This is a genomic window from Vibrio sp. 070316B (genome assembly GCF_013114115.1).
Lineage (GTDB): Bacteria > Pseudomonadota > Gammaproteobacteria > Enterobacterales > Vibrionaceae > Vibrio > Vibrio chagasii_B.
This window is the reverse complement of sequence record NZ_VTYC01000001.1, coordinates 466,846-478,905: the sequence shown is the minus strand read 5'-3', so window position 1 is coordinate 478,905 and position 12,060 is coordinate 466,846. Positions and strand designations below refer to the sequence as shown.

9 protein-coding genes are annotated in these 12,060 nt (G+C 43.5%); 4 read left to right on the top strand and 5 right to left on the bottom strand.

Annotated elements, in window-relative coordinates:
- Positions 1–190: 190 nt before the first annotated feature.
- Together F0251_RS02165 and F0251_RS02160 are read right to left on the bottom strand one after the other, a co-directional pair.
- Positions 191–376, bottom strand: a complete 186-nt coding sequence (locus F0251_RS02165; RefSeq protein WP_008222261.1) for a hypothetical protein — start codon at positions 374–376, stop codon at positions 191–193.
- A gap of 164 nt (positions 377–540) precedes the next feature.
- Entirely contained in the window at positions 541–2,058 is a 1,518-nt protein-coding gene (locus tag F0251_RS02160) for a fumarate hydratase (RefSeq protein ID WP_171730201.1), read from the bottom strand.
- A 520-nt stretch (positions 2,059–2,578) separates the two neighbouring features.
- On the opposite strand from F0251_RS02160, the gene pabB reads away from it, so the two are divergent.
- Positions 2,579–3,952, top strand: coding sequence for an aminodeoxychorismate synthase component I (pabB, locus tag F0251_RS02155; protein ID WP_171730200.1), 1,374 nt, complete (start codon positions 2,579–2,581; stop codon positions 3,950–3,952).
- 135 nt (positions 3,953–4,087) lie between these two features.
- Here the strand turns inward: pabB and F0251_RS02150 are convergent, their stop codons facing one another.
- The gene (locus tag F0251_RS02150; RefSeq protein ID WP_171730199.1) at positions 4,088–5,806 is read right to left on the bottom strand and encodes an ATP-binding protein; all 1,719 of its coding nucleotides are present in this window, start codon (positions 5,804–5,806) and stop codon (positions 4,088–4,090) included.
- 1 nt (position 5,807) lies between these two features.
- The gene (locus F0251_RS02145; RefSeq protein WP_061031624.1) at positions 5,808–6,350 is read right to left on the bottom strand and encodes a heme NO-binding domain-containing protein; all 543 of its coding nucleotides are present in this window, start codon (positions 6,348–6,350) and stop codon (positions 5,808–5,810) included.
- A gap of 281 nt (positions 6,351–6,631) precedes the next feature.
- Between F0251_RS02145 and F0251_RS02140 the strand changes: the two genes are divergently transcribed.
- The 3 genes from F0251_RS02140 to F0251_RS02130 all read left to right on the top strand — a co-directional run bounded on the left by F0251_RS02140 (position 6,632) and on the right by F0251_RS02130 (position 10,277).
- Positions 6,632–7,231 carry a CoA pyrophosphatase gene (locus F0251_RS02140; RefSeq protein WP_061031625.1) on the top strand — a complete coding sequence of 200 codons (600 nt, stop codon included), beginning with the start codon at positions 6,632–6,634 and terminating at the stop codon, positions 7,229–7,231.
- 309 nt (positions 7,232–7,540) lie between these two features.
- The gene (locus F0251_RS02135) at positions 7,541–8,794 is read left to right on the top strand and encodes an aromatic amino acid transport family protein (RefSeq protein WP_102423478.1); all 1,254 of its coding nucleotides are present in this window, start codon (positions 7,541–7,543) and stop codon (positions 8,792–8,794) included.
- Between the two features lie 121 nt (positions 8,795–8,915).
- Positions 8,916–10,277, top strand: coding sequence for an L-serine ammonia-lyase (locus F0251_RS02130; RefSeq protein ID WP_061031627.1), 1,362 nt, complete (start codon positions 8,916–8,918; stop codon positions 10,275–10,277).
- A 92-nt stretch (positions 10,278–10,369) separates the two neighbouring features.
- On the opposite strand, the gene F0251_RS02125 is transcribed toward F0251_RS02130, so the two are convergent.
- The gene (locus F0251_RS02125; protein WP_102423477.1) at positions 10,370–11,512 is read right to left on the bottom strand and encodes an amino acid permease; all 1,143 of its coding nucleotides are present in this window, start codon (positions 11,510–11,512) and stop codon (positions 10,370–10,372) included.
- Between the last annotated feature and the right edge of the window lie 548 nt (positions 11,513–12,060).

Genomic DNA, 12,060 nt, shown 5'->3' with positions numbered 1-12,060 from the left:
TTAGGCAAGCTGGGTATAATGATAGAGAGGCAAGCCTATGTTCTTTCCCTATTGGGATAGTTTGTATGCTGTTGCTTGTTCTTTTGCTAATAGTGGTGAGTATGCAATACCCATTCTTAATGCTAGATGAATAAAAGCCCCTGACTACATTCATAATCAGGGGCTTTGAAATTCTTTAATGAATAGCAGACTAATCGTCTTCTATGAGCTTGTAGATAACAAACAGTGCTATCTCAGCAATCAACCACAATACACATGTAATGGTTACGTATTTTTCGTTAAAGATGCTGATTCCGTGCAAGATCAAATCGTAACCAATGAAACTACCAATCACCACTGCCAAGATAATTTGTAGGATCTGAATAAAACGAGGCATTCCTCTCTCCTATGTTCTTATATCAAACGATGTGTTTATCACTATATCATTGATAATAAGACAAAAGTGCAGATAATGCTGCACTTTTGTCTTTAACTTTCTGTCAAAACTTGCAATTCAAACGCTGAGGTCAGCATCAATTACGACTTTTTGACTTCGGTTGATTAAGCTTTTTCAGCTTCGGCAATTTTCACTTTCCACGTGTCAGGGCCGATCTGATGAGCGTTTGCGCCCGTTGAGTCAACCGCAACCGTTACTGGCATGTCTTCAACTTCAAACTCGTAAATCGCTTCCATACCAAGATCTTCAAACGCAACAACACGTGCTTTCTTGATTGCTTTTGCTACTAGGTAAGCAGCGCCACCTACAGCCATCAAGTAAACCGCTTTATGCTCTTTGATTGATTCAACCGTAGCAGGACCACGTTCCGCTTTACCGATCATGCCCATGATGCCCGTTTCGTTTAGCATCATGTCTGTGAACTTATCCATACGTGTCGACGTTGTTGGACCCGCAGGACCTACCGCTTCATCACCCACAGCATCAACAGGACCCACGTAGTAAATGAACTTGCCTTTGAAATCAACGCCAGCTGGTAGACCTTCACCGCTTTCAAGCATACCTTGAATACGCTTATGCGCTGCATCACGGCCCGTTAGGATTTTGCCTGATAGAAGAACCGTTTCACCCGTCTTCCACTCTTGAACGTCTTCTTTAGTCACTTCATCAAGGTTCACACGGCGTGTGTTTGCGCCCGCTTCCCAAGTGATGTCTGGCCACTCTTCTAGTTTAGGTGGCGTAAGCTCTGCTGGGCCGCTGCCATCTAATGTGAAGTGCACGTGACGCGTTGCTGCACAGTTAGGGATTAAACATACTGGCTTAGACGCTGCGTGTGTTGGTGCAGTTTTGATCTTCACATCAACAACGGTAGTTAGACCACCCAAGCCTTGTGCACCAATGCCCAGTTTGTTTACGCGGTTGAAGATGTCTAGACGAAGCTCTTCTTCTGCGTTCTCAGGACCTTTCTCGATAAGCTCTTGGATATCGATGTGCTCCATCAGAGACTCTTTCGCAAGTACCGCGGCTTTCTCAGCGGTACCGCCGATGCCTATGCCAAGCATACCCGGTGGACACCAACCTGCGCCCATCGTTGGTAGCGTCTTCTCTACCCATTCTGCAATATCATCAGAAGGGTTTAGCATAACCATTTTAGTTTTGTTCTCTGAACCGCCGCCTTTCGCCGCGATTTGAATTTCAACTTTGTTGCCCGGAACCATATTAATGTGAACAACCGCAGGTGTGTTGTCTTTAGTATTAATACGCTTACCTGCTGGGTCCATTAGGACAGATGCACGCAGTGGGTTATCTGGGTTGTTGTAAGCTTGACGAACGCCTTCATCAACCATTTGTTGTACTGTTAGATCCGTTTCCCACTTCACATCCATACCGATGTTCACGAAACAAGTAACGATACCAGTATCCTGACAGATAGGACGGTGACCTTCCGCAGACATACGTGAGTTAATCAGAATCTGAGCGATCGCATCTTTAGCTGCTTGGCTCTCTTCTTTCTCGTACGCTTTTTCTAGGGCTTGGACAAAGTCTAAAGGGTGATAATAAGAAATGTACTGAAGTGCGTCAGCGACACTGCTGATCACATCTTGCTTACGAATAACCGTCATTGCATGCCTCTTTATTGTTCTAGTTCCATGTGGGTTCACTATTTAACGAATAACGCTAAATGAGATCAGTAGGTTTAGCTTTTTATAATGTTGAGCTGTATTTAGTTGCTTTAGCAATCGCTTGCATAGCTTTAAACTAAACCACTTGGATTACAATGTTCTAGGGCGTGTAGACCTTTCGTGGTTCAATTTTGTTCGAGATAAAAGCGTTTTAATCGCGGCGAGGGGGAAGTAGCCTAGTCACTCTAAGCAAATCTCCCTCAACAAAGAGTAAAACGCTTTTAGCCGAACCCTTCGGGCAGCGTTTGCTGGTCATTTCTACTACGTTATCGGCCTCTCATGTAGGCTAGCTACACGTCGACGCCTCTGCCTTGTATAAAGGCCCAGCAACTCGCTGCAAAAATCAGCTCGAAAGATCAACACGCCCTAATCAAGAACCCATTTTATTTTCAATTTATGATACTCTTGCTTCCTCTCACAAGCCATGCAGTGATCGAACTCTTTGTCACAAATTAAACAAATGAATAACAACGAATTTCGCGCTATCCAAATCAAGCCGCTTGAATATCAATCAACTTTAGCTAAACAGCTGTTTTCTCATATCGAAAACCTGCCGTGGGCAATGCTATTACGCTCCGCTTCAGAAAGCCACGTTGATAGTCGATACGACATTTTAGTTGCTCAACCCATCGCCACCTTCGAAACAATCGGTGCAAAAACCACCATTAATGTTAAAGAGACGTGCGAGGTTTCAGATTCCGATCCTTTTGAGCTACTCGACCAATATCAACAACAGTTGTTACCTGCTACGAATGAGCACTCTGAGTTACCGTTCATCGGTGGTGCCTTAGGCTACTTTAGCTACGATTTAGGTCGACGAGTGGAAACACTTCCTGCTACCTCAACGCGTGATATTGATGCACCAGATATGGCGGTGGGTCTTTATGAATGGGCGATTGTGGTTGACCACAAGTTAAAGACAGCTTGTGTGGTTGGGCAAAACATCGAAGCTCACTGGGATTGGTTATCTCAACAACAAGCTCAACCTCAAGCAGAGCAATTTAGCCTGACGACACCGTGGCAATCGAACATGAGCGAGCAGAGCTACGCAGAGAAGTTTGATAGCGTTCAAGAATACCTACTGTCTGGCGACTGCTATCAAATCAACTTGGCTCAGCGCTTCAATGCAAAATACCAAGGCAGCGAATGGTTGGCCTACGAAAAACTTGAGCAGTACAACTCAGCTCCGTTTTCTGGTTTCATCCGTTTGGCGAACAGTGCCATTATTAGTGTCTCACCAGAACGCTTCCTAGAGCTAAAAGATAACGTTATTGAAACGAAACCGATCAAAGGTACTCGCCCCCGTTCTGATGACCATGTGATCGATGACTCGAATGCACAAGACCTAGCGAGCGCGGATAAAGACCAGGCTGAAAACCTGATGATTGTCGACCTGCTTCGTAATGATATCGGTAGAGTGGCAAAACCAGGAACGGTTCATGTCCCTAAATTGTTCGATATTGAAAGCTTCCCTGCTGTGCATCACTTAGTGAGTACAATAAGGGCCGACCTTGATTATCAATACTCAGCGACAGATCTACTGAGGGCTTGCTTCCCCGGTGGTTCTATTACTGGTGCTCCTAAAGTTCGTGCAATGCAGATCATCGAGGAACTGGAGCCGCATAGACGCTCAGCATATTGTGGCAGTATCGGTTACATCAGCCGAAATGGCAGAATGGACACCAGCATTACCATCCGCACTTTAGTGGCGGAGAACAATACGCTTTATGCTTGGGCTGGCGGTGGTGTGGTATTCGATAGTGATTGTGCTTCTGAATACCAAGAAACGCTGGATAAACTTAGTCGAATCCTCCCTGTACTGGAAGAGTGCTAAGTGAACGCTATTTGCTAACTGCGTAGTACGAGTTCGAAGCCAAACGAAAAGTATAAAAAAGCCGAAGTCATCGCGATGATCACTTCGGCTTTTTCTTTCTAAACTTTTTTGCTATCGCTAGTATGCAGTCATCAACTATGACGTAGTGATAGGTCCAACACCCCACTTCTTGAGCATATCTTTAAGGTCGTTGGCAGTGTATGGCTTACTCAGAATGTCATCCATACCACACTGAATGCAGCGTTCACGCTCTTCTAAGGTCGTTCCCGCAGTCAATGCAACAATAGATCTTTCATAGCCTTTCTCTCTGAGTTTCTCTGTTGCTTCAAAACCATCCATCACTGGCATACGGCAATCCATAAATACAATGTCATACTCATTATGAGATGCCAATTCCAGCCCCTCAATACCATTACTGGCGATGGCTGGCTCTATATCATGCTTACGTAACATCTGTTGGATGATGATCTGGTTCATCTTAATATCATCAACCACCAACACTTTAAGTAATGACAGTTCGACCTCAGTTTCAAAGCCTTTCGATACTTGGTCGCTTTCTGTTGGCATATCGACCACTTGAAGCGGAACCGAAATAGTAAAGGTGGTGCCAGTACCTACAACACTGGTCACCCCAATGTCGCCACGCATCAACGCCACTAACTTACGGCAAATAGCTAAACCAAGGCCTGTACCTTCATAATTTCGGCTACTCGAATTATCCGCCTGTGTAAAAGGTTCGAAGAGTGTTTTGTGGGCGGATTTAGCAATCCCAACCCCAGTATCTTCCACAGAGAAAACGAAATGCTCGTTGTCCCATTCAATATCGACGTTCACATGCCCCTCTTCGGTAAACTTAATCGCATTACCGATGAGGTTTACAAAGAGCTGAGTAATGCGATCTAAATCGCCTTTGAAGTGAGATGGAACATTTGGTGCCACGCTGATATTAAATTCAAGCTGCTTCTCTTTGGCTCGATTCGTAAAGATGCTTTCAATGGTGTTTCTTAAATCAAGTAGTGCAAACTTCTTTGGAATCAGCTCCAACATGCCCGCATTGATTTTGCTGTAGTCCAATAAGTCATTGATGATGGTCCTTAAAAACTCACCTGATTGACTTAGGTTATTCACAATTTCACGTTGGGAACTGTTGAGCTCGGTATCACTGATTAATTCAGCACTTCCCAATAAACCGTTGAGCGGCGTTCTTAGCTCATGGTTAATCATCGCCACAAAATCGCGCGTCGCCCGTTCAGATTCCTCTGCTCGCTTACGAGACTCAATATTTCGATTGATAGCTAATTGGTGAGTAATGGCACTGCAGATAAGATCTGTAACCAATAAGAGTTGGCTCTCGATAAAATCGACATCTTGTTCAGATAGGTTGACCTTTACGATCAATGCTCCAACGATAACCTTCTCAACCTCAAGCGGTACAGTGAGTAGATCACCTTCCCATTGTGTTTCTCCGATTTTTGGGTCGAAATCACCAACCGATGCATCACCATAATCGTAGGTTTGAAGTTGTGGAAGCAGCTTCGATGGCAATATTAAGCGGCTAGCTTCAATAAGGTAACTGTTTGTCACGTTTGTGGTCAGTTGAGACAGCATCACATCATCTAAGTCGCTTCGAAGAAACGCGCGACCAAAATCTATCAACAGATTATCAATTTGCTCTTGAAACTCGATACGACGAATGTTCGCGTTGGAACGTTTTTCCAACTGCCGCAGGGCAAGCTCCAGCTGTTGGTTGGCTTCGAACAATTCAAGACTTTTTTGCTCCAACAGAGCTTCAGCCACTTTGCGGGCGGCTATTTGGCGCTTTAGTTTGCTCTCTAGCGCGGTTACCAAACTCATATTACTTTTCTACTTTGAGATTAAACCTAACCACACTTTGGTCATCATTTTGAGGTGTCATGTCCACTGCAATCGATTCGCCATGGTACTCGGCACATCCCTCGATTAGCCCTAAACAAACATGAGACATGCATCGTGCGCTTTTATAATCGAAAACAAGCTGGGCTTCTGTTGTCGTGATAAAGCTAAACTCCGGTGGCTCAGCGTCTGGGTAGAGCTTTTTCACTTCAACGTGAATGTAACGCTCAACGTGCTGAATAAATTGGAACGTCGTGTTGCTGTGTTTGAGACTCGCTTTATTAGGAATTGAAGCCAATAGATTCTTAAACACCGATTGGCCAAACACTCGTTGCAAGCTGGCGGCGTCAATATCCGTTTTTTTACTTAGGTTAATGATGAGCTTCACTAGATCTTTATGGTCATAACTACCAACCGATGTGTAGATCCCCTCATCTTCCGACATTTCTAGCACTTCTTCCAAAAGCTCTAAACCGAACTTATCTTCAACAAGCTCTAAAAATTCGGTGAATATGATTCCTTTCATCTCATACCTTTTGATCTATTTCTTTTTAGAATGAGCCACTAAGTTGTTGTTATCAAATTCTTGATCAAAAAAAGTACGTTTTCTTGGTTAATTTTATGACCTCGCCCAAGTTGACTCTCCCATATGCTCATATTGAATATAGCAAAAACCGAGAAACAGTAAGTAGCCAAAGCAATCACAGGCAGTTCTAAAGGTTAACAGCTCCGATGATGGTTAGGTTGGCGTTCCACTGTCGGTTGTGCCTATACTTAAAGGCATAATAATCAATATATTGGCATGTTATGAACCGAGATAATTTCCTTCAGCAGTTTCAGCTTAACCCTCCTGCTGGTTATCACCCTGAATCAGTAGAGCGCGTTTCTCATATTAGTGATGATGAATTGCGCAAAGCGGCCGTTGTGGTCGGTTTAGTTGAAAGGGAAGATGGTTTACATGTCATTTTTACTAAAAGAGCGGCTCATTTAAAACATCACCCGGGGCAAGTTAGCTTTCCTGGCGGTAAACATGAGCTTTCCGACCCATCTATGCAATTCACTGCACTTAGAGAGCTTCATGAAGAGGTAGGAATTCGATCGGATCAGGTTAAAATTGTTGGGCAGTTACCCACCTTGAGTACTATTAGTAAATTTTCTGTTACGCCGATTGTCGCATTAGTCGATCCTGACTATAAACCCATCATTGATGAGAACGAGGTTGCGTCCATTTTTGAAGTCCCAGCTACCTATGTTTTAGACCAAGCGAAGCTGCATAGCCACACAGTAAACTTTAAGCAAATCAAACATCGTGTTTTCGCGATGCCCTTCGAAGAGCACCTTATATGGGGCGTCACGGCACAAATCATCCAATCATTGCAGCAGCATGTAGTGCAACAAATTACATAGCAACTACGTTTTGTTTAATCTCTGTTAACAAACGCTAGCCTTTCTATGGAACAGATTTATTAATGCAATTTTACGCAAACGTTTACTTGGTATAAATCTGTACAGCCACCCCTTTCGGATAAAAAAAACTAATGCCAGACATGAACATAAATCACATGTAGCACGGCATTTTCGTGATCAAAAATCCGTTTTTCGCATATCATGTGACACGCCGTTTCATTACATGATTTAGATCTATTTTTTGCCGAAGAAAATTCTGCAGAATTAGCCCCGACTTATTTCCTGTTCCCAAAAAATGAGTAATTTAACATGAACACAACAACTTCTTCGGCAAATGCCGTTAAAGATTCAAGCAAGTTTAACTATAAAGATTTTACCTGGTGTTTATCACTATTCGGTACAGCAGTTGGTGCTGGCGTACTATTCCTTCCAATTAAAGCTGGTGCGGGTGGTTTTTGGCCATTAGTTATCCTAGCTCTTATTGCTGCACCAATGACTTGGTTCGCACACAAATCTCTAGCACGTTTCGTACTGTCTGCAAAAAACCCTGAAGCTGACATTACAGATACAGTAGAAGAACACTTCGGTAAGACCGGCGCAAACCTTATTACTTTCGCTTACTTTTTCGCTATCTACCCAATCGTTCTGATTTACGGTGTTGGTATCACAAACACTGTTGATTCTTTCCTAGTAAACCAAATGGGCATGGAGTCTATTCCTCGTCCTCTTCTTTCTGGTGCACTTATTCTTGCTATGACAGCGGGCGTTGTATTCGGTAAAGATCTAATGTTGAAAGCAACTTCAGCAATGGTTTACCCACTAGTATTCATCCTACTAGCACTGTCTTTCTACCTAGTTCCAGATTGGAACACTTCAATGATGGAAGTAACGCCTGAATGGTCAACAATGCCTTCTGTTATCTGGCTTGCAATTCCAATCATCGTGTTCTCTTTCAACCACAGCCCAATCATCTCTCAGTTCTCTAAAGAGCAACGTCGTGTATACGGTGAAAACGCAGTTAAGAAAACTGACGCTATCACTGGCGGTGCGGCAATGATGCTAATGGGTTTCGTTATGTTCTTCGTATTCTCTGTTGTACTTTCTCTATCTCCAGAGCAACTAGCAACAGCGCAAGCACAAAACATCTCTGTACTTTCTTACCTAGCTAACGTTCACGAGTCTCCACTTATCTCTTACATGGGCCCTCTAGTAGCGTTCGCAGCAATCACTTCTAGCTACTTCGGTCACTTCCTAGGTGCTCACGAAGGTCTTGTTGGTCTAATCAAGTCTCGCTCTGGTTCTTCAGTAAGCACTATCGAAAAAGTATCTCTAGCGTTCATCGTTGTGACTACTTGGATTGTTGCGGTAGTTAACCCAAGCATCCTAGGCATGATTGAAACAATGGGTGCTCCAATGATTGCAGCTATCCTGTTCCTAATGCCTGTATTCGCGATGAACAAAGTACCAGCAATGGCTAAGTACAAAACTTCAGCACCTGTACAAATCTTTACAGCTTTATGTGGTCTAGCGGCTATTAGTTCTGTAATCTACGGCGCTCTTTAATCTATAAGCAGCTTTTATAAGATGCCTTTCATCTTATATCGCGAGATTAGACACAAAATATAATGATAATAAATGAGCCTCCCTACTCCCCTTGGGAGGCTCTCTTTTTGAGGTAATCGCTATGATTAGTGTATTTGATATCTATAAAATCGGTGTTGGTCCATCGAGCTCGCACACAGTTGGACCAATGAAAGCGGGTAAAGAATTTATTGATGACCTACGTTCAATGGGAAAATTGCGCGACATCACTAAAATCACCGTGGACGTATATGGATCACTATCACTGACAGGGAAAGGTCACCACACAGATATCGCAATCATCATGGGTCTTGCTGGCAATACTCCTGAGCGTGTTGATATCGATTCTATCCCGGGCTTTATTGCTCGCGTAGAAGAAACTGAACGCCTTCCTGTTGGCATGCACTGTCACACAGTTTCGTTCCCTCGCGATGGTGGTATGAACTTCCATACTAGCAACCTTTCTCTACACGAGAACGGCATGAGCATCCACGCGTGGATTGACGACGAAGTTGCATACTCAAAAACTTACTACTCAATTGGTGGTGGTTTCATCGTTGACGAAGAGAACTTCGGCAAAGAAGAAGAGAACCCAATCAAAGCACCTTACGAATTCACAACAGCTGAAGAGCTAGTTAATCAGTGTAAAGACAGCGGTCTTTCTATCAGCACTTTGGTTATGAAAAACCAAGCAGCTTTCCACTCTGACGAAGAGTCTCGTACTTACTTCGCAAACATCTGGAAAACAATGCGTGAGTGTATGGATCGCGGTATGAATACTGAAGGTATCCTGCCTGGTCCACTGCGTGTTCCTCGCCGTGCTGCTGCACTACGCCAACAGCTAATGACTTCAGAAAAAACAACAAACGATCCAATGTCTGTTGTTGACTGGGTAAACATGTTCGCATTCGCAGTAAACGAAGAGAACGCAGCTGGCGGTCGTGTAGTTACTGCACCAACAAACGGCGCATGTGGCATCATCCCTGCTGTTCTGGCTTACTACGATAAGTTCATCCAAACTGTGACTGAGAAAGACTACATCCGTTACTTCGCGGCTTCTGGCGCTATCGGTGGTCTTTACAAGCGTAATGCTTCTATCTCTGGTGCAGAAGTTGGCTGTCAGGGTGAAGTTGGCGTGGCATGTTCTATGGCTGCTGCTGGTCTTGCTGAGCTTATGGGTGGTAGCCCTGAGCAAGTATGTATGGCTGCGGAAATCGCAATGGAGCACAACCTAGGTCTAACATGTGACCCAGTTGCTGGCCAAGTACAAGTACCATGTATCGAGCGTAACGGTATTGCTGCTGTAAAAGCAATCAACTCAACTCGTATGGCACTTCGTCGTTCTTCAGCTCCTACTGTTTCTCTAGATAAAGTTATCGAAACAATGCTAGAAACCGGTAAAGACATGAACGCTAAATACCGTGAGACATCTCAAGGTGGTTTGGCTGTTAAGGTTGTTTGTTAATCGACTCTCGCTAACAAACAAGCAAAAAAAGGAACGCATATGCGTTCCTTTTTTTATGTCTCAATATCAGCTGCTGTTCAGCACAGCAATGGTTAAATCACTTGAGAGATAAGTAAGAAGCAACCAAACAACAATGAGAAAAGCATCATTGGTTTGCCACCTTCTGCGCTGTACCTGTCTTCTGCTACTTTCATAAAGCGTTGCTTGTGAACCATGACCAGAGGTACGAATACCGCCAAGAACACCAGAATGATGCCAGCGTAGTTCAGCACTTGTAGAAACTTATCCGCAGCCAGCAGTGAACCCGCTAACGGTAGGATAAAGCTAATGCAGTAAGTCACCGCCGTGTTCTGGTTGAACATATCTCGGTTTTGGTTGAATAGCGACATAGCCACACCAAAGAACGAAGTCAGCAGAGCCAAACCAGTGAAGATAGATAGCACGGTACCAACCCATGGCGACTGAGCTTCAAATGCAGCCATCAAGTCAGATACATTGTGGAAGCTTCTAAACTGCTCTTCACTCAAGTTACCTACCACGGCAAACAACCAACATAGGTAGCACACTAAAGGAATAAGCGAGCCTACAATCACCATATTACGAAGCTGCTTATCGGTCGCTTCATGGTTGTAAGAAACCAATGTTGGAATCACCACCATGAAACCAAAGCTAGTGAACAAGATTGCACTCGTTTTAATTAGGTCTACATGATTGTTACTCGTTACCTGCATTAAGTTATCTTGCGTCATGCTTGGCGCTAAAAACGCCATCGTTGCAAACAAACTTGCTAGCATCACGAAGAACAGTGCACGGTTGAGCTTATCAATCACGCCTGTTCCACTCGCCACAACAGCACCGGCAATCAAGGTAAAAGTAATTTGACTCGTTGTTGCAGTAATATCGACACCGAGGTTAGACAGCAGCTTACTCAGCAAGTCACCTGCACCTAAGATGTAAGCCATTAGCAAGCAAATCAGTAAGGCGTAAAGCAGACCATTGGTGATCAGCTGCCCTTGTTTGCCTAGTGTCTTTCTAGCGATAGAGTTTAATCCTAAGCCACCACCCGCTTTGATGGTTGCTTCAAGAAGTAGTAATGCGGCATAAGTGGTACCGAAACAGATCAGAACCATTAGCAGTGTGCCGTAAAGCAATCCGAATTGAGCTAATACCATTGGGATTGCAAGCATACCAGCACCAAGAGCGGTACCAGCGATAATTAGGGAGCTACCCATCATTTTAATATTCATTGTCTTTAACTTATTTATTTAGTTTTTAATAGGTGTAGTTCTCTGTCATCAACCAAGATGCAAAGAAAATTCGAAAGAAGTTAAGCTTTAAAACGAATATCGATAGGAGCGATAAGCGGAGTTAAATCGCGAAAAGGCAGTAGAAAACGAGTAGTACAAGCGAGAGTATAGAGAGGTGTGATCAGGTGAAGAAGCCATGTTCTGATGTGGTGACCCTTCTGTGGGTTCGATGATCGGTGATGTAATCTTGAATTTCATGTATGTGTCCAATATCAATAAGTCACATTCCATATTATTTAAAGCAGCGTATCCGTTGCTGCCCTTCCTCTATCATTAGAGGTGACTTCATATTATCGAATGAACTCTGAAACACAACGCTATAACCACATTTTTTGCTATTAAATTGAACAAAATAAGCATTTGGATATTAATTAACCACCAAACATCAAAAAACAATAATCATTATTAATAGAAGACTTGTTAACTAATAAAACTCAACCATCCAAAATAGTACTTTTATTCGCACCAGCTTCGAC